13 protein-coding genes are annotated in these 18856 nt (G+C 65.6%); 6 read left to right on the top strand and 7 right to left on the bottom strand.

What is annotated here, in order from left to right; translation table 11 throughout:
- Positions 1-456: 456 nt before the first annotated feature.
- Together KF724_02020 and KF724_02015 are read right to left on the bottom strand one after the other, a co-directional pair.
- A complete protein-coding gene (locus tag KF724_02020) occupies positions 457-1152 on the bottom strand; it encodes a hypothetical protein (GenBank protein MBX3354457.1) in 696 nt (231 codons plus the stop codon).
- A gap of 225 nt (positions 1153-1377) precedes the next feature.
- Entirely contained in the window at positions 1378-3570 is a 2193-nt protein-coding gene (locus KF724_02015) for a hypothetical protein (GenBank protein MBX3354456.1), read from the bottom strand.
- 171 nt (positions 3571-3741) lie between these two features.
- On the opposite strand from KF724_02015, the gene KF724_02010 reads away from it, so the two are divergent.
- Genes KF724_02010 through KF724_02000 form a run of 3 tightly spaced genes read left to right on the top strand, consistent with a single transcriptional unit; the run spans position 3742 to position 7291 of the window.
- Positions 3742-4560 carry a hypothetical protein gene (locus KF724_02010; GenBank protein ID MBX3354455.1) on the top strand — a complete coding sequence of 273 codons (819 nt, stop codon included), beginning with the start codon at positions 3742-3744 and terminating at the stop codon, positions 4558-4560.
- A gap of 38 nt (positions 4561-4598) precedes the next feature.
- On the top strand, positions 4599-5729 hold the full coding sequence (locus KF724_02005) for a cobalamin-dependent protein (protein MBX3354454.1): 1131 nt from the start codon (positions 4599-4601) through the stop codon (positions 5727-5729).
- Positions 5726-7291 (top strand): MmgE/PrpD family protein, encoded by a 1566-nt coding sequence (locus tag KF724_02000; protein ID MBX3354453.1) that lies wholly within the window; start codon positions 5726-5728, stop codon positions 7289-7291. Before KF724_02005 ends, KF724_02000 begins: the two co-directional genes overlap by 4 nt.
- Before the next feature lie 194 nt (positions 7292-7485).
- Here the strand turns inward: KF724_02000 and KF724_01995 are convergent, their stop codons facing one another.
- Together KF724_01995 and KF724_01990 are read right to left on the bottom strand one after the other, a co-directional pair.
- Positions 7486-8097, bottom strand: a complete 612-nt coding sequence (locus KF724_01995; protein MBX3354452.1) for a hypothetical protein — start codon at positions 8095-8097, stop codon at positions 7486-7488.
- A gap of 64 nt (positions 8098-8161) precedes the next feature.
- A complete protein-coding gene (locus tag KF724_01990; protein MBX3354451.1) occupies positions 8162-8782 on the bottom strand; it encodes a hypothetical protein in 621 nt (206 codons plus the stop codon).
- A 336-nt stretch (positions 8783-9118) separates the two neighbouring features.
- On the opposite strand from KF724_01990, the gene KF724_01985 reads away from it, so the two are divergent.
- Positions 9119-11038 carry a serine/threonine protein kinase gene (locus KF724_01985; protein MBX3354450.1) on the top strand — a complete coding sequence of 640 codons (1920 nt, stop codon included), beginning with the start codon at positions 9119-9121 and terminating at the stop codon, positions 11036-11038.
- 510 nt (positions 11039-11548) lie between these two features.
- On the opposite strand, the gene KF724_01980 is transcribed toward KF724_01985, so the two are convergent.
- Positions 11549-15049, bottom strand: coding sequence for a PD40 domain-containing protein (locus KF724_01980; GenBank protein MBX3354449.1), 3501 nt, complete (start codon positions 15047-15049; stop codon positions 11549-11551).
- A 40-nt stretch (positions 15050-15089) separates the two neighbouring features.
- A complete protein-coding gene (fbp, locus tag KF724_01975; protein ID MBX3354448.1) occupies positions 15090-16124 on the bottom strand; it encodes a class 1 fructose-bisphosphatase in 1035 nt (344 codons plus the stop codon).
- 95 nt (positions 16125-16219) lie between these two features.
- Between fbp and KF724_01970 the strand changes: the two genes are divergently transcribed.
- On the top strand, positions 16220-17395 hold the full coding sequence (locus KF724_01970; GenBank protein MBX3354447.1) for a thiolase family protein: 1176 nt from the start codon (positions 16220-16222) through the stop codon (positions 17393-17395).
- 70 nt (positions 17396-17465) lie between these two features.
- Positions 17466-18038, top strand: a complete 573-nt coding sequence (locus KF724_01965; protein MBX3354446.1) for a hypothetical protein — start codon at positions 17466-17468, stop codon at positions 18036-18038.
- Between the two features lie 9 nt (positions 18039-18047).
- Here the strand turns inward: KF724_01965 and KF724_01960 are convergent, their stop codons facing one another.
- Entirely contained in the window at positions 18048-18824 is a 777-nt protein-coding gene (locus tag KF724_01960; GenBank protein ID MBX3354445.1) for a DUF1573 domain-containing protein, read from the bottom strand.
- Between the last annotated feature and the right edge of the window lie 32 nt (positions 18825-18856).

Below are 18856 nucleotides of genomic sequence, written 5' to 3'. Positions count from 1 at the left end.
CGGGACGGACTCGCGATGGGAGCGGTTCACGGAGATTTCGGTCGGCACTGGACGGAACTAGGGCACTGGTCGGGCGAGCACGGAGTCAGCGGTTGCCCGACCCCTCAACGGCGAAACGCCCACCAATTCAGCCGTAGAACCCGGAACGAGCGTACGGGTTCGATTCGAGGTGGCCGAAGCCCCCAACGACCCTCCCATCGCGAGCATTTTTCTGGTCCTTTTCCTCCCCCCCGCCTGCGGCGTCCCAGCACCGCGGCGGGGGACTTTCATTCGGCTTCAGCGAGCTTGGACCAATGGTGCGATGACGCCGGCATCGCGCCATGCCTGCCCGGTGCGGCGACCGGAGTTGCCCGCGAAACGCACTCGGGATCGATCATCGCCCGCGAACCAGTCGATCTTGCCGGCCGACCGATCGACCGACACCATCAGCATCGTTGTGAGCGCGCCGAGCGCCGCTCACCGACCCGATGGAGCCGATCCAGCCGGGCCACTCGCATTGTTCGCACCACCCTCGTCGCCGACATCCTCCGGGAAGGTGATGCCGAGTCGGCGCGCCCATGGCTCAACGGCGCGGAGGAGCGCTTCGCGGTCCTTGATCATCAGCGCCTCACCGCCCCTGTCGAGGGCACGCGCCACTTCATCGCTTGAGCGGGGACCAATCGACACCTGCTCGGCGAGCACGATCTCATGCGCGATGCCCGCCAGATCGAGCTGCTCAGGCAAGCCAGGTGTGCCAAACCAGAAGGCGAGTTCCGAGAGCGGTCGATTGACCGAAGCCTGGTCACCGTTCGGTGATGATGCGCCCTCTCCCGCGGCGAAGCCCGGAACCGCCGCGCTCCGCGGCGTCGCCGGAACGATCGCGAGAATCAAATTGGCGCTGGGCACATTGGCGACGCGCTCGACCGCGCGAGCGCCCGCGAGAAGAATCGGCTCTTGCGTCTGTCGCGGGAAGACGAAGGCATGGGGGGCACGAAGGACCACGACCCATCCCTGCGAAACTTCGGGGCGCTCTCTCGCCCAGTCGCTCTCCCACGCGTCCGTCACCACGAATGGTCGCGCCGCCACGATCTCCGTGATTGCTCCGGGAGTTTCCGGCAACGGCGGAAGCTCGGAGATCTCATCGGGCGAAGGAGCGCCCGCACCAGGAGTCACCGCTGGCGTCTCCAAAGTAGGCGGATTCCCCGAGCGCGGGGCGCCACTCGACGGCGGCGCGGCCGGCGTCGATGACCCCGGAACCGAAGGAGAGGTTCCGGGCGCGGAGGCGGGTGCTGACGGTGGCGTGCGCGGCGACTGCGGGACGGCCGAGGCCGACCCGACCACGACCAAGAGTCCCAGTCCGAGCGCAGTGGAGTTGATCAGAAGGCTTCGCATGGGAGTTCACTCGGCAAGGAGGGAGAGATCATCAATCACGATGCGGCCGGTCGAGGTTTCACCCGCGCCGCCGAAGTTCATCCGAATCGTGGCGATGCGAGAGAGGTCAATGGCGTTGCCATGACGCCGGAAGTCATCGAGACGGAGGCGAACGAGTTGCAGTTCGTTCTGCCAGCCGGCGCCAGTCCCGAAACCCGTGCGCTGGTAGGTGCGCCCGAGGCCCTTGCTGTAGGGCACCAGGGAGATCGTCGACTCGACACCATCATGGTCAACCAGCGTGACCGTGAATGTCGCATCGGCGGCCGTGCCGCTCGGATGGCGCGTGCCCTGCGCCGCTCGGAACCCCAGCGCGACAGCGCCGGAGAAGTCCTTCAGCGGCTCGGTGATGCTCCATGTGATCGACGCCGGTGCCGTCCATGCAAAGACGATGGCGCGCTGCGAGTCGCCGACGCCGACGCGCGTCTGTCCGTTGAAGGGATCCGTCGTCAGCCATGTGAACGACGAGTTGTTGTCGTCGGCGATGCCCTCGGTCAGGCTCTCGACCGCGGGCGACACGACGCCACCGCTCGAACTCATGGTGACTGATGTCTGCGTCTGGAAGTCATCGATGACGGCAATGGTGCCGGATCCGAGCCGACTTTCGTCATTGCGGACGATCGCACTCGTGCTCACCCCCAGCGGCCGAAGCGACGCGTACCGACGCCATCGCAGTTCGCGAGCCGCTGGCGAGCCTTCAAGCGTCGACTTGATGGCCACGAGCGTGTGCACCTTCATGAGCGCTTGCACTGCCGCGGTGCCGAGCGCGGTCCCCGCGGGCCCCGAGAAGTCATTCGGGCCGCAGCAATTGAAGTCGTTGTGATCCGCGCCGTGAATGTAGGTCGACCAGTGCTCACCGACCGAGCGCTCATAGAGGTTGAAGCTGTGCGCAACATTGTTTCCAGGGCATCCGCAGACATCGCCGTCGGCCGCGCCATAGATCAGGAAGAAGGGCACATCGTGGGGGTCGGAGCCGGTGGTGGGGCCGCCCTTGCCGAGGAAGTCCGTCGGTGCAATCGAAATCAACTGCTTGATGCTGTTCTTCGAGTAGGCATTCGACGGCGGCGTGTAGGTGCCGTCAAAGAGCCGATCAAAGGCGCGGACCACACCCTCGCCCCCGCGGGAGTGCCCGATCCAGACGATCGTGCTCGCGTCGAGCTTGCCATTGAGTACTCCACCGGCGATGGTCGCCTGCTGGTTGATCAGCGCGGCGGTGTGCTGAAGCGTGGTGGTGCTGGCCGTCTCGATCCCCGGCACGGTGTTGTTCTGGTGGGAGATAACCACATATCCCCACGACGCCAGAAACGAGCCGAGGTAGTTGTACCAGGTGTAGCTGTGACCATTGCCGTGACTGATGACGACGATTGGTCGCGGCGTGAGCGACGCGAGATTGCTTGGATACCAGAGTCGCTGCGATGTGAAGCCCGAGGTCGCGCCCGCCACGGTGTAGTCCGCGGGATTCGTCACTGCGTAGGGACCATTCAAGGTGAAGTTCGAGAGCACCGTGAACCCCGGCGTGTCGCCGAAGCCGTCAATCAGGTCGCCATCATCGAGGATGCCATTGCGATTGAGATCGATCACGAGGTCGTAGCTGCGACCGAAGTTCGTGCCGTCGGTCGCCAGGAGGAGGGTCGAATCGAAAAGTGAAATGGTGTTCGGCAGCACGCCACCGGCAACGAAGGTCACGGGCTGCTCGAAACCTCGAACATCGGTGAGCGTGGGATTGAGTTGCCACTCGGCGGCGGAGCGCGGCGCGGTGATGTAGACATCGGCCGTCGCGCCGATCAGTTCCGGCATGCGGAGCGTGTCCACGGCGAATCGCACGGGCGCGCCGAAGTTGAAGCTCTGGACGAAGTCGAACCAAGGGAATTGCGAGAGCGGTCGACCCGCGAGTTGAATGCTCCTGATGCCGACCGGCTCCGTCGGGCACTCGGTTCCCCATTCGCCGAGAAGGATGGCGAGGTCCGCACCATCCACCGTGCCATTGCCATCGAGGTCAGCGGGTCCGCTTCCACCCCAGGCTCCAAGAAGGAGCGCGAGATCGGCGCCGTCGATCACTCCACTTCCATCCAGATCCGGGGGGCACGCCATGACGGTCCCATGGGTCACGGCAAGGGCGAGCACGGCCGACGCGCCGCGGCGGAGGATCAGGTGGGTTGGCATGTCCGAATGGTCTCCGTCAGGGTTCTCAAGCAGCCGCCAAATGCGACCGCCCCCCACGCCGCCGGAGATCGACACCTTAGTCCGAGCTTCGCGCCGATGCAATTGGGGATCCATCACTTCTCCCGCACCGAGCGGAGAGGACGACGAGTTCTCGGATACGATTGGCCCCGGATGAAGGTGAAGACAGGCGTTCGGCCGTTCCCATTTTTTCTGAACCTCGGGTTCGCGCTCTTCTGCCTCGGAGGAGCCATCTGGGGCGCGTACGACTACTGGATCTGGTATCCCGAGATTGAGCGCGCGAATCAGGAGCATCGCGCGGCCGCTGAGGTGCTGACCGAACTCGGCGACGCCGTCAAGGCCCGCGCCCGTGATGCGACTTCCGCGCCGAGCATCGTCGTTCCGGTCACGGTGAGCGAAGAGGATCTCGCTCGCTATCGGGCAGCGCAGGAGACGATCGAGCGCATCGAGCTCAGGTTCAAGGGGCCACCGCGTCAGCTTGCCGCGTGGGATCGACCACTGCAGCTCTGGCTCTGGGTGATCGGGTGCGGTGTGCTCGGCTTCCCCTTCTTCGCGTGGCCGCTCGTGCGCATGATGCGAAGCCGCTGGGAACTCTCCGAGGATGGCACGCTGCGTACGCCGACCGATGTCATTCCCCTGAGCGAAGTCACCGGGATTGACATGAGTCGTTGGTGCGCTCCGACCGGGAGCAAGCGTTCGACCTGGAAGGCCTGGCTTCTCACACGCGATGGTCGTCGCCACGAACTCGACGACCACGACTATCGCGACATGCATCTCATCATCGGCTTCTACGCGCACCACTTCCATCCCGAGTCGTGGACCCCCCAGGCCAAGCGGGTGAAGGCCGAAGGCGACGAAGTTGGCGAAGGTGCCTCATCCGACGAGGTGTCGCTCGAGAAGGCCCACGCGAGCCACGCCGAGGGTGGCGACGGCGGTCATGGTGGCGATGGCGGTGGCGGCAACGGCGACTGATTGGCCACATCGGCCGATCCGCTACCATCCGGGGCCCCATGGCGCGAGTGATCCACGAACCGACGACATCGATCGAGAAACTCGACCGCTGCGCCGATCTTCCACACCGGCCGCGCGTGCTTCTCGGGAAGATGGGGCTCGATGGGCATGATCGCGGTGTGAAGCTCATCGCCAGATTGCTGCGCGACTCAGGCGCCCATGTCATCTACTCGGGGCTCTGGCAGACGCCGCGCTCGCTCGCGCTCGGTGCCCGTGACGAGGACGCTGACTGCATCGCATGCAGCATGATGAGCAATTCGCATCTCGTGCTGGTGCCGAAGCTTGTCGAGGAGTGCGGCAAGGTGGGACGCCCCGACATGGTCATCAATGTCGGCGGCATCATTCCACAGGAGGATGTCCAGGCGCTCCGCAATGCCGGTGTGGCGCGCGTCTATCACACGGGCACTGGCCTGAACGAGATTGTCGACAGCGTGCGGGGCGCGACGCGACCGTACGGCCCCGCCGACTTCGAGCATCCCACGGCGCGCCTCTCCCGCCTGATCTCCCTGGCCCATGCCGGCACGCTGCCGAAGGAAGCGCCGCGCCGACGACCGAAGCAGGTGATCGGCATCACCGGTGCACCCGGCGCGGGTAAGAGCACGCTGGTCGCGTCGATGGCGCGCGAGGCGGTGCGCCGCGGCGATCGGCTCGCCGTCGTGGCCTTCGATCCGATGAGCCCGATCACCTCGGGAGCACTCCTGGGCGATCGCCTTCGCGTCGACTTCAATGCCGTTGATGATGGTGTCTTCTATCGCTCGCTGGCGATTGCCGGCGAGGACTACGCCACCCTCGACGCGATCATCGAGCTGATCGGTGCGGCCGGGTACGAGCGACTCATCGTCGAGACGGTCGGCGCCGGGCAGAACGATGTCGCGATCCGGCGGCATGTCGATCGCTGCGCCGTGGTCGTCGTGCCGGGCATGGGCGACAGCGTGCAGATGGACAAGGCCGGAATTCTCGAGATCGCCGACCTCTTCGTAGTCAACAAGGCGGACTTCGCGGGTGAGTCGAAGCTCGTCCGCGATCTCCTCGACATCGCCGGGGGCCGACCCATTCACGAGACGATCGCCACGCAGGGCAAAGGCGTGGTGGAGTTGCTTGACGCCCTTCTTCCCCCTCTCCGCTCATGACCGCCACCGCCACCGCATCGACCACCGTCACGCTTCCGCGCTCCAGCAATCAGGCCCTCGGCATCAGCCGCTACGCCATCGAGTTCATGGCGCAGGGGCAACCGTCGCCGCGCGTGCTCGAGCGCACCACGCTCTTCCACACCGACGCGGTGCTCTGCGGCCTGTCGGCGGTGGCGCTGGGCACCAACGCGCCGCGGCTTCTGCGCGATGAAGCGCTCGAGTACCCCGATCCGCGCGGCGTGACCTTCTTCGCGTCGTCAACCAAGGTGCGACCCGAGAAGGCGATCGTCGCAAACTCGGCGGCGGTGCGCGAGTGGGACTCCAACGGCACGAACTTTGGATTCAATGCGCCGCTGGGCCACACCGCCGGCGAGTTCGGACACAACGACTTCTACCCGGTGGCCCTGGCGGCCGCGCAGCTCGCGGGCCGCGATGGTGCCTTCGCGCTGCGCGGCATGGTGGCGATTGATGAGATCCGCGGCCGCCTCGCCGAGGTCTTCTCGCTCAAGACCTACAAGATCGATCATGTCGTCCATGGCGCCATCGCGAGCGCCGCGGTGTATGGAGCCATGCTCGGTGCCAGCGCCGAGCAGATCGAGAGCGCGATCGGCATGTTCGTCGCCCATGCCATCCCCTGGCGGGCGATCCGCGCGGGCAAGCAGCTCTCGGATTCGAAGGGGGCCAGTGCGGCGATTTCCACCGAGTTCGCAGTGCTCTGCATGCAGCGGTCCATGCGAGGGTTTCTTGGTCCGCGGGACATCTTCCGAAACCCCGAGAGCATGTTCCGCCAGTTCGTGAAGACTCAGGGCGACTCGCCATTCGACCTGGTGCTCTCGTCCGCCGGCGACGACTTCGCGGTCATGGGCATGCACTTCAAGCTGGGGCTCTATGAGCACCAGAGTGCCGGCGCACTCCAGGGAGTGATCGATCTCATGCGCAAGCATCCCGAGGTGCTTGCCGATTCAACTGCGATTCGGAAGATCACCATCGTCGCCTATGAGCCCGCGTTCGGCATCATCGGTGACCCGGCGAAGCGCGACCCGAAGACTCGGCAGAGCGCCGATCACTCGATGGTCTACATCGTGAGCACCTTGCTCCGGAAGGCGATGGAGGCGGTGCAGCCGGGCGGCGCGGCCGCGCGGCGCTTCCTCGATGCGAACGATGACACCTGGCGCACGCTCATGCTCGCGCCGCACGACTACGACGCTCGCGCGATCAACCACCCGCAGACTCGCGCGCTCATGGAGAAGATCGCCTTCGAGCACGGCGGCCCCGACTACGACCGACGCTACCCCGACGGCATTCCGACCTCGGTCGTCATCGAGACCTCGACGGGCCAGCGCCTGGAGAGCGGGCTCGTGATGTACCCGAGCGGTCATGCCCGGAACACCACGGCCGACCTGAAGGCAATTCTTGCTCACAAGTTCGACCTGCTCGGGCGTCTCGCGATGCGCGATCCCAAGCCGATCATCGATCGCTTCAATCGCCTCGCGTCACTCTCCGCTCAGGAACTGGCGTCGATCCACGACTTCGCGATCGAGGATCACGGTCGCTTCGACTGATCCGGTGCCGCAAGCGACTGTTTCAGTGCCCGCGCTGCCTTCGACCGGTTCTGCGACGCGGGAGTTCTGAAGTTGTCTCAAGGGCTCGATCGCTGAACCGAAGCAAGTCACGATCGGCGCGAAGCAGCGCGCCACTGGTGTCGCGCCTCTTCGCATTGACACGGCCCCGGACCCTTCAATGGTGGTCGCCACGGTCAATCACATTGCGGGCACACCTCGGGCATGAAGCCAGGCTTGGGATTGTCCGTCGGCGTGGCTGGAACACACTCGAAGAGGTCGTCGCACGACTCCGACGCGAGGTCAGGGAGGACTTCGCATGCGACAGAGATGTCGCACACGGTCTCCACGGGGCCCTCGAACTCGGCGTACACGCAGACGCCCGACGGCAGTCCCAACGGCACCGATGGATTCGCGCGCAGTTTGTGAAATGGCTTCATTCCGAGAGGACATTCCGGCAATGGACAGATCCCGTCAGGCGGGAAGAAGTGGTGGAAGCACTCCGCGCCGAGCCTGAATCGAACAGCGCGGTAGATGGGGGTGCCGTCGATCACCTCACACCAGTGCAGAGTGACGAGGTACGAGAGACACACTTCGGGCAGTTGGATTCGAATGACGCCTGCGGTGGCCAGCAATGCCACATCATGGGCGAACTGCACTTCGAACCCGGTTGCCACGAGCGCCTGCGTCAGGATCACCTCGGGCTCACTGGCCGGGCTTTCAACAGCCATTTCGGCCTGCGCAACTGCTGCGGAACAGACGACGAACCACACCATCAGTACGACCAACCCATTGACACAACGACACATGACTGCGACTCCTTGATGAGAGGACTTCAACTCCACGCCCATCCCACCCCTGGGCACACCTGGTTCACCCCCCAGGCCAACTCGTCGGGACCTGCACCCCTGTCTCGAGATCCAGTGCGACCGGCAGACACTCCACTCGCACTTCCGACGGCATCACCGGAGCGAAAGCGCGTTCATGAACCGAGGCCAGCGCTCCCGCGTGATGCACCTTGATCAGGCGCATCAGCACCACTTCGCCCGCAGGGAAAGGCAGCGCCGGATCGCCAATCGCGCGAAGCGGAACGAATGGAACCTCATCGCCGCTGCACGCTCGATCACGCATGGCATGGCGGAAGGCCCGCGACCAGTCCATGTTCACGCGACCTCGCATCATCTGGAGCGCCCCTGGTCGCCCCGGGCGATCGGCCTTCCACCAGAACTCCGCGGTGAAGGTGACGGTCAACACTTGGTTCTCAGCGGCGGGGTCCACCCCGTCGACAAGGACCACGCTGACACGCGTCGAATCCCTGTCAGTCATGCCGCCCTGCGCCAAAGCCCAAGCGAGGTCGAGGCGTGGATCACCCTTGACCACCTCGACCGCTGAACCGGCGACCGCATTGGACGGACGCGCACTCACAGCCGCCGCGCCTGCCCCGATGATCAGGACGAGGAAACCAAGACGCGCCGCGCGATTCATAGCTCCCATGGGACATCCTCCTTGGAGCAATCACGGGAACCCCTGCCATGAGAGGCCGGCTTCGGCATCGCAGTGGCCCCGAGCAGTGCTCCTTCTTCAGTCGTTCAAGTCTGTCTCTCCGCCTCCGTGCCCCGATCTATCGACGCCGACCGTTCGAGCGAGACACGCACCGTTGATTTTCCGCCGATTCTCTGCGAGACGGAGTGCGAAGGACTTCGGATTTCCGCGAGATTGCCGCCGCCCACCCGCACAGACCGAACCGTGGGTGGTGGTTCGGCGGCTCTCATCCCGAAATCACGGCCCACCTCGTTGACCGCGCCGCCGAGTGGTGCCACGATGCCACCCATGGCCGACGCCGTCGCACGCGTGCTGGCGCTCTACCGGCGCGAGGCGAGCGATCCGCCCTTCGAGCGGGTTGTCGAGGTTCTGCGCGCGGAAGGCCTCGTCGATGATGTGCACTCCATCGAGATCGATGCGGAGGTTCGGCGTCTTCTTGGGCGCGAGCGATCCGTGGAGCGATGGCGAAGTTCATTCCGGAGGGGTCCGGACCGTGAGCTCGTGCTCGATGCCGCCGTCACGGCTTCGCTTGGAGATCATCTCGACGATCCAGGCTTTCCTGAGATGGCGCGTCGTGTCGCGGCGCTGGGGCCTGAGTTCGCTGCAGCGGTGGCGCGGTTGCGCCTGGTGCACGCATGGATTCAGGGCGACGAGACAGTCGGTGTATCGGGCACAGCGCATCGACCGTCGGACCCCGATGCGAGGGACGCGCTGGAGGCCCCCTGCTCGTTCGGCCCCCCGTGTGCGGGGCACAATCATCGCTTCGACCTGCGTCGTGAGCTTGGCACAGGTTCGTCGGGACAGGTGTTCGAAGCCATTGATCGACGCTACAGCGATGGCGCCTATCGCCATGTGGTGGTGGTCAAGGTGCTCCCGCCCCACCTTGCGCATCGCGCGGAGCCGGAGTTGCTCCGCGGCAGCCGGGTGCAGCACCCGTCGGTGGTCCGATGGCTTGACTCCGGAGTCGCACCGGATGGACGGGGGTTCGTCGTCTCCGAACTTGTCGCGGGTCGAACCCTCGAGGATCCGGGCGTGCTGTCGGTCCTCGGTCGCCGTGGCGCCGTGGATGTCGTCCGACAGATCGCGCAGGCCGTTGCTGCGGCGCACTCCGCCGGCGTGCTCCACCTCGATGTGAAGCCGGCGAACATTCTCGTCTCTGAATCTGGCGAAGCACGACTGTGTGACTTCGGCGCCGCTCAGCCCACCGACCTCGACGCGGCGTCGATCCAGTCCACGCCGTTCTTCGCATCGCCCGAGGTGCTCGACGGCGCGCCAGCGGGACCGGCCGCTGACATCTACGCGCTCGGCGCCGTCTTGCGATGGTGTGCCGATGGCCTTGATGCCATCGACGCCCCGCCATCGCCGCGCGCCGATGCAGATCGACTGGAGTCCATCTGGCGACGCGCGATGGCGCCCGACCCGGCGTCGCGACCGCCGACCGCTCAAGCACTTACCGATGACCTGTCGGCGTGGCTTGCGCATCGACCGCTCCCGAGCGAAGTCCCCTCAATCGCGGCGTCGCTCCAACTCTCCGTTCGACGCGATCCCGTGACCTGGGTCCTCGGCGCCTCGGCGCTGGTGGCGGTCACACTCGTCGCGTGGCTTTGGATCGACGGACTGATCGAGGAGAGCCGTCGGCGAGCCGACCGCTTGGCCACCGAGGCTCGACAGCTCCGTGCGCAGGCGGCGCTGAGCCAGTATGTCGATTCACTCGGTGATCTTGCGCGGGCCGATGGCCTGAGCACCGCACCGCAAGTGCTGGCGATGCAGTGGCTGGTGGGTGAACGCGGCATTCCCGATTCCGATCTGGCCTCGCGCACCGTCGAGGCGCAGCGGAGCGGTTGGGCGGCCCTGATTGAAAGCGCCACTGCCAGAGGGCGCCGAGACCATCTCGAAGCGAAGCTGGCGGCGGTGAACCTGGCGCTGACCGACTTGGAGCGCGCCTCAGCGGGTCGCGCGCTGGCCCTGATGACCGAGGACCTCCCCTGGTGGCGCGAGCGCTTCGCGGAGGATGATCCGATCCGTCGCTCGACGGAGGCCGTGGCCTATGTCGCCTCGATCCTGGCCGATCTGGCAAGCGCCCGCGCCGATCGAGCCAACACGCTCGCCCGACTCGAAGCGATGGGCGCCGACGCCGCTCCTCGTGACCCTCGGCTCGCTCTCGTCATCAGCAGGACGATCTCCCAGGTGAGGCGCGATTCACCATGACTGGCCCCGGATCGCGAGAGACCGAGGAAGATCTCCTCCGCCGCGCGCAGCAGGGCGATGAGACGGCGCTGGATCACTTGCTTCGCCTCTGGCAGCCGTCGCTCGAAGCCATTGCGCGTTCGCTCCATCGGCGTCACTCGCGTCTCGGCTTCGACACGCACGACCTGGTGGCCACCACCATTCGGCGCCTGCTGCGCATGGGACCGGGCGGTGTCGATGATGCCGCGGGCCGGGCGCTCCTGAAGCGCATTCTCCACCGCGCCTATGTCGACAAGGTGCGCGAGGAGGTGAGCCGTCAACGACGCCAGGCCGAGGCGGCCCGTTCGGCACCACGCCACGACGAGAGACCTGCCCTCACCGACCACGACTCTGCGCCTCCGTCGCTCAAGCCCGATGAGTGGGAGCTGGTGCTGCTCTGGAAGCAGGGACTCTCGTGGAGCCAGATCAGCGATCACCTCGGCGTTCCCGCCGAGACGGCGAGGCGTCGCTGGCATCGACTGATGGCGCGACTCAGGGGGTCGCGCGCAGCTGACCAGGGCGAGGCGGTACGGGAGTCGGGGTCCGCTCGCGAAGCGCATTCAGCAGAACCTGCACCGTCCGATCAAGCTGAGGATCCCGACCCGCCACGCGATCCGGCGGCGTGATGTCCACCTCGATGTCAGGCGCGACTCCGGTGTTCTCAAGATCGAAGCCGCGGAGCGGTTCCCACCAGGCGTACTCGGGCTGACTGGCGGAGCCTCCGTCGATGAAGGGCTTGTCCTGGCGAATGCCGATGACACCGCCCCAGGTGCGCTTGCCGATCAGCGGTCCCAAGTCGCGGATACGGACGCTCTCCGGAAAGATGTCACCGTCACTGCCCGCATGCTGATCGATGATGACGGCGATCGGTCCATCCATGACGCGCTGCGGGTAGGTCTCCGGCGCGCCGTGGCGCGGTAGCGACCACGCGTAGATGCGCCGCGCCAGGCGCTCGATGATCATCTGGCTCACGAAACCGCCGCCATTGCCCCGGACATCAATGACCATTCCCTCCCGGTCGAGCTGGGGATAGAACTGCCGCACAAAGGCCGTCAGGCCCTCGGAGTCCATGTCGGGAAGGTGGATGTACCCCAGTCTTCCATTCGATTCCCTGTGCACACGCAATCGATTGGTCTCGACCCAGGCACGGTACCGGAGGTCGTGATCGTCTTCGAGCGCCTGGACCTCAAGGCGTCGCGTCTTCGCGCCGGTGGCATCGTCGGCAATGGTCAGTGCCACCGGCATCCCGCCACGACCGACCAGTCGCTCGTGGGGATCACGCGCAGGGTCGAGCGGCACACCATCGATTGCAAGGATGACCTCCCCCACGGCCACGCCAAGGTGTGGCGCCGCGAGCGGACTCGGTGGACCGCCCTCCGCCGAGAAGTCGGGAAGGATGCGCGCGATGACCATCGCATCGCCCTGCCGCTCAAGATCCACGCCAAGGAGTCCCACGCTGATCGGCCGCGGCCGCGCGAAGTCATCGCCGCCGGCAATGTAGAGATGGCTCACACCGAGCTCGCCCATCATCTGCCCGATGAGTTCATTGAGCTCGCCACGACTGCCGATGCGCGGCAGAAGAGCCTCGTAGCGCTGGCGCACGGCGTCCCAATCAACACCCCCAAGATCCTCGCGCCAGAAGAAGTCGCGTTGCAGGCGCCATGCTTCATCGAAGATGTGCCGCCACTCGCCGCGGACATCGACCGTCACCCGAACGGCGGAGAGATCGAGCGCTTCCGCGGCCTCGGCGGATGCTGCCTCCCCCCCGGCATGAGCCTCACCCGGGTGGAGCACAACCAGCCTCTCGCCCGCAGCCGCCAGCACCGTGGAGCCATCGCGACTCATGGCGTAGGCGGAGAGATCCGTGATGAGCGGCGTGTCTTCGCCGTCAACGAGCGTCACACGGTGAAGCGCCGCGCCGGGCACGCCCAGTGGCGGCGGCGGCCAGATCTCCTCATTCAATGTCTGAGGCTTGCGCCGCATGTAGAGCAGGCCGCCATGGACCGCTTCGAGCGAGGAGATCTCGCCCGGCTCAATCAGAAGGAGCGCCACTCGATCGGAGAGGCTCGCCGTGAACTCGAACTTCACCGGGGCAGGCGTCGGCTGCTTCCCGGCACCCTTGACGGTCGCCGTCTCCTCGGCGTTGCTGCCATTCTCGGCGTCATCTCCCTGGGGCGGCTTGGCCCACACTTCGAGGTCGAAGCCCGCGGCGGCGGCCATCGCGGGAATGGGCGGAGGTGTGCCCTCCGCCAGGGGCAGCGCGCACACCACCGTCGGATTGAGATTCACGAAGTTGAACTCGAACGCATCGAGAAGCGGATCGATGTGCCGCTTGGAGAGGAAGAAGAGGAACTTCCCCGCTGGATCCCAGCGGGGCTCGAAGTCCATCGTCATGCCGCGACCTACGATGGTGTCGACACTCTGATCAACCGTCGACGCCATGCGGATCTGCGAGAAGCCGGTGCGCCGCGGCTCAACCCAGGCGATCAACTTGCCGTCCGGTGAGAAGCGATAGTCGGTGATCTCGCCCGCGGTCGCGGTCGCCAGCACTCGGCTCACGCCTTGTTGAAGGTCAACGAGATGGAGGCGGAGGCTCTTGTCTGCGAAGGCGACCCAACGACCGTCGAGGCTCACTTCCGGCGCAAAGATCCATTCGCGCACGCCGGTTGGAACTTCGATCTCCTGATCAACGCCATCCGTTGACAAGGTGCGAAGGACCAGCCTCGGGGTTCCATCGCGGTCGCTGACATAGAGAAGTGCTCGGGGCGAGACCCACGCCACGCCGAAGTCCCGCGTCTCACTGCGACGGGGGAACTGCTGCCAGCTCTGCGGCCGACCGGCTGTCGGCGCACCGATGGGGACGAGCAGCACTTCGCCGCGGCTCTCAAGCGCCGCGATGGAGCCATCCGGCGAGAGCGACATCCCCGAGAGCGCCTTGAGCGGCTCGGCCAGCCGTGTCCGCTCATCGAGGCGATCGCCGACGAGCATGACATCAAATCGGCGCACCGCGCCGCTGTCGGCATCGATGATGCCGAGCCGGCACCCCTGACTGAAAACCAGCCGCGTGGAGTTCGGCGCCGAGTCGGCGGCGAGCCGTCGGACATCGAAGGATCCCGCGCCGCTTTCGGCGGCAGGCAGGAGCACGCGCCGCGAACCGCCTTCGCCATCCATCAGGTGAATGGTCGTTGTGCCATCTCGATCGGAGAGGAAGGCGAGTTTCCCCGCGACCCACGAAGGAAAGAGCTCATTGCTTGAGACATCGGTGAGGCGCGTGAACTGGGCGCGATCGGGCCCCGTCACCCAGAGCTCCGGCGCGGTGCCACCCCGGTAGCCGCGCCAGTTCCACGATTCATTGCTCCAGCGAGTGAACGCGAGCCGACCTGTACGAGGATCAATCGACGCCAGCGAGCACTCACCGATCGGTTCTCGCGTGGCGGCACCGCCGGTGACCGGAACCCGGAAGAGCTCCCACATGCCCTGGGGATTCAATCGCTGCGATCGGAAGAGAATCTCCGTGCCGTCAGGCGTCCAGCCGAGCGGAATGTCGCGGCCAGGATGGAAAGTGAGCCGCGTCGGCACGCCCCCGGAGACGGGCATCACATAGACCTCCGGATTGCCGTCGTACTCGCCCACGAAGGCGACCAATGACCCATCGGGACTGATGGTGGGCCAGCGCTCGACTCCAGCGCCGCTCGTCAGGCGCGACGCTTCGAGGACCCCATCTCCGCCGCCGTCACCTGAGACGGGCACGCGCGCCATCCAGAGATCGCCTGCACTCTCGAAGATGACTCGATCGCCCGAGAGCGCTGCGTGGCCGACACAGCCGAGGATGGGCGCCGAACCGACCGGCTCCTGCCCCTGCATCGGCGATGCGCTCGTTGAATCGGTGAAACTCTCAGCGCCTGTGACCATCACCGCGGTGACAAGCAACACGGCGGTCGCTCCTGACTGATGGAGCTGGCGCGATCGACTCCGGTGAAGTGAGAACTTCATGGGCCTTCATCCTTGTGATGGCGAGGGGCAAGATTGGAGGTCAGGGCAGCGCATCGGCGGGGCTCTTGAAGTGCGCCTGCACGGCCTTCACCTCGGAGACCGATCCCATGACGAGCGGGGTGCGCTGATGCAACTGCGTCGGCTGCACCTCCATGGTCCGTTGGGTGCCGGTGGTGCTCACGCCTCCCGCCTGCTCCACCAGGAAACTCATGGGATTGGCCTCATAGAGGAGGCGCAGCTTGCCCGTCGGGTGCTTGCGCGTCGGTGGGTAGAGGAACACGCCGCCGTTGACGAGCGTGCGATGAACATCGGCGACCATGGATCCGATGTACCGCGCGGAATACCCGTTGCCGTGCGCCCACTGGAGGTAGCGCTGGTATCCAGCCGGGAAGCCCTCGCTGTAGGCCTCGTTGATCGAATAGACCCTGTTCGAGTCGGGCATCCGCAGATCACGCTTGACCAGCATGAAGCTTCCGACCGCGGCATCGAGCTCGAACATGTGCACTCCGTAGCCGGTGGTGATGACGAACACCGTGCTCGACCCGTAAAGGACATAGCCCGCCGCCACCTGCCGCATGCCGGGCTGGCAGACCGTTTCGATCGCCCCGGGAATCGTCGGGTCGTTCCGCAGAATCGTGAAGATGGTCCCGACGCCGACGGCGGTGTCGAGGTTGCTCGAGCCATCCAGTGGATCAAAGAGCACGCAGTACTTTCCGCCCTCGTGACCGCGGCGCAGGATCCGCGGATGCTCATCCTCCTCGCTCCCCAGCACGGCGATCGACGGTCGACTGCCGAGGACCCGCATGATCACCTCGTTGGCGATCGCGTCCATCTTGATCTGCTCTTCCCCCTGGATATTGGTGGTGCCGATCGAGCCCACGATCGACTGGAGGCGCACATGCCGCACCTTGTAGGCAATGATCTTGGCCGCGAGGGAGATGGCCGAGACAATCCAACTGAATTCGCCCGACGCGTCCGGGAAGCGAGCCTCCTCTTCGAGGATGAAGGTCTGGAGGCTGGTCAGGTTCTCCCCGACCAGGGCCGGGCTCCCAGTCGATGGTGCGTCGTGCTCCATACGGCTCATGCGGCGGAGGCTATCATCCACCTTGGTTTTGCATCTGCACCACGCATGTGCACCTCTGCACTACATCTCAACCCAAGGAGTTCCTCATGCCCGACGCCGTGATTCTGGCTGCTCGCCGCACCCCCATCGGGAAGTTCGGTGGCGTGATGTCGAAAGTTCCCGCCACGAAGCTCGGCGCTCGCGTCATCAAGGCACTGCTCGATGATCACCCCAATGCCAAGGCGCACATTGACGAGTGCTTCATGGGGAGCGTTCTTCAGGCGGGCCTCGGCCAGAATCCAGCGCGGCAGGCGGGACTTCACGCGGGGCTTCCCGACACGCTGAATGCCACGACGGTCAACAAGGTCTGCGGCAGCGGACTCCAGTCGGTCATGTTCGCGGCCGGTGGTATCCGCGCCGGGCTGAATGAACTCTGCGTGGCGGGCGGCATGGAGAACATGGACCTCGCCCCGCACATGGTGCATGCCCGCGCCGGCATCAAGTTCGGCGCTGGCAAGCTCCTCGATCACATGGAGGCTGACGGTCTGACCTGTCCCTTCGAGAACTGGGGCATGGGCATGGCGGCGGAGCACATCGCCCGTGCACATGGCGTGTCGCGTGAGGATCAGGATCGCTTCTCGGTGCAAAGCCACCATCGAGCGGCGCAGGCGACCAAGGAGGGGTGGTTCAAGTCGGAGATCGTTCCACTCACGGCTGAGGAGATCGGCGGCAAGGTGGGCCTCGATGCGGATGAGGGTTTCAGGGCCGACACCTCGCTCGAGGCGCTGGCCAAGTTGCGACCATCATTCGCCAAGGATGGCACAGTGACCGCGGGCAACGCGAGCCAGATCAGCCAGGGCGCAGCCGCGCTGCTGGTCGCCAGCGAAGCGAAGGCAAAGGCGCTCGGCATTGCCCCGCTCGCCGTGATCGAAGGGTGGAACACCGTTGGTGTTCCCGCGAAGGAGCTCTTCATCGCGCCGAAGATCGGCATCGAGCAGCTCCTTGCGAAGCACAAGCTCACGGTCAAGGACATCGACCTCTTCGAGATCAACGAGGCGTTCGCTGCGCAGGTCCTCGCCGACATCACGCCGCTGGGCATTCCGGAGAGCAAGTTGAACATCGGTGGTGGCGGCATCGCCCTCGGACATCCGATCGGCGCGAGCGGCGCCCGAGTCCTGACGACGCTGGTGCATCACCTGAAACGCACGGGCGGTACGCGAGGCATTGCGAGCCTCTGCCTCGGTGGCGGCAATGCCGTCTCCATGCTGATCCGCGCCGTGTGATCGCCTTCGCAAGGCAAAGGGCCGCCGCACCGCCGGGTCGGCCGGGCGTGCGGCCCTGTACAGTGCGCCTGTGACGAGCAGCGCTCCAGCCATCGAACGCGTGGAGTTCGAAGCCACGCTCGAGGAGGTCATGCAGGTCACCCTCGACGCCGCGCAGCGCCGCCCGACATGGCGGGCGCAGCGACAGCGCGCGCGCACGGCGGTGACCCTGTCAGTGGTCATGGTGTCGATTGCCATCACCGTGACGCTCATGCGGACTCCGCTCGGGCCGAAGATGGCGGCGGCGCTCCTTGTCGCCCCCTTTGCAACCGCCTTCGGCTGGTGGATCTCCCGCCCATTCCTCGATGCCTCGACCCGTCGCTCGCTCCGCAGGATGGTGAAGGAGTACTACCGCGGACTCGACGCGGTCCCCTTCGTCATCGAGGCGCGACACGATGGCGTGCTCGTGCAGTGTCAGGATGTGGAACTCAAGTGCCTATGGACTTCGCTGACCTCGATCGAGGAGCACCCCGAGCGGATCGAACTATGGATGAACGCGGATGTGATCGTCATCCGCACGCGCGGCTTCCCCGACGACGCGGCGCGGCGTCGATTCATCGGCTTCGTCAAGTCGCACGCCCCCCAGGCAGAGCACTTCACCTGAAGCCACGAATCAACCGGCGCCAAAGCCTGTGCCCGCCTTGACCGAACCGCGGTTGTAGACGCGGACATTGATGTCGCGGCACTCCGGGCGACTGGTCGTGATCGTCACGATGCCCCGCTTCCAGCGCCCCTGCTCATCGAACTCGAATCGCTCTGGATGGACGACCGCCGCCTTGTCGACGAGCGCCCAGTCGAGGCTGACATGCGTCTCGACCGTTGGCGTGGTGATCCATGGCTCGAAGACCTCGGGCTCAGCTCGCTCGATCAGGAACTCCTCGCCGTCATGCGCGGTCAGGCGGAGGACCAGTTGCGGCGCCTCGGTGCGGTGCGCCGCTCCGGGCCTTGTGGTGATGGGCGACTGCACATCGTACGCAACATGGAATGATGGCGCCCGTCCGACCTCGGCGTAGATGAAGTCGACGCGCTGCTTGCGCGGGCCGTCGTTGGACCATGGGTCAAGCGTGATGAGGAACTCATGGCTCTCACCGGGATCGAGGCGCAGCGGTGTATCGAGATCGGGCACAGTGCATCCGCACGCCGCGATGACATTGCTCAGGTGATAGGTCCGCTCGCTCGGATTCACCAGCTTGACCTTGAAGGCGATCGGCGGCCCGCACTGCGCGATGACACCGAGGTCGAGCACCTCGGGCTCAGTCCGCACTTCGGCAAAGGAGATACGCGGTGGTGGCTCCACGCGGGGTGCCCGAACGAGCACCCAGATGATGAAGGACGCGGTGCCGACCACGACCAGCGCGACGAAGCCGAGGAAGAATGCGATCACGCGCATGACCGGAGAATCGTCCCCCTTCGCCCGAGATT

Source organism: Phycisphaeraceae bacterium (genome assembly GCA_019636735.1).
GTDB lineage: Bacteria > Planctomycetota > Phycisphaerae > Phycisphaerales > SM1A02 > VGXK01.
Note: the sequence above shows the minus strand (reverse complement) of the source record. Positions and strands in the feature narration are given on the sequence as shown.

Bases quoted from the DNA above. Each gene is read 5' to 3' on its own strand.
- KF724_02015 (MBX3354456.1), bottom strand. From the start codon at position 3,570: ATGCCAACCCACCTGATCCTCCGCCGCGGCGCGTCGGCCGTGCTCGCC.
- KF724_02010 (MBX3354455.1), top strand. From the start codon at position 3,742: ATGAAGGTGAAGACAGGCGTTCGGCCGTTCCCATTTTTTCTGAACCTC.
- KF724_02005 (MBX3354454.1), top strand. From the start codon at position 4,599: ATGGCGCGAGTGATCCACGAACCGACGACATCGATCGAGAAACTCGAC.
- KF724_02000 (MBX3354453.1), top strand. From the start codon at position 5,726: ATGACCGCCACCGCCACCGCATCGACCACCGTCACGCTTCCGCGCTCC.
- KF724_01995 (MBX3354452.1), bottom strand. From the start codon at position 8,097: ATGTGTCGTTGTGTCAATGGGTTGGTCGTACTGATGGTGTGGTTCGTC.
- KF724_01990 (MBX3354451.1), bottom strand. From the start codon at position 8,782: ATGGGAGCTATGAATCGCGCGGCGCGTCTTGGTTTCCTCGTCCTGATC.
- KF724_01985 (MBX3354450.1), top strand. From the start codon at position 9,119: ATGGCCGACGCCGTCGCACGCGTGCTGGCGCTCTACCGGCGCGAGGCG.
- KF724_01980 (MBX3354449.1), bottom strand. From the start codon at position 15,049: ATGAAGTTCTCACTTCACCGGAGTCGATCGCGCCAGCTCCATCAGTCA.
- fbp (MBX3354448.1), bottom strand. From the start codon at position 16,124: ATGGAGCACGACGCACCATCGACTGGGAGCCCGGCCCTGGTCGGGGAG.
- KF724_01970 (MBX3354447.1), top strand. From the start codon at position 16,220: ATGCCCGACGCCGTGATTCTGGCTGCTCGCCGCACCCCCATCGGGAAG.
- KF724_01960 (MBX3354445.1), bottom strand. From the start codon at position 18,824: ATGCGCGTGATCGCATTCTTCCTCGGCTTCGTCGCGCTGGTCGTGGTC.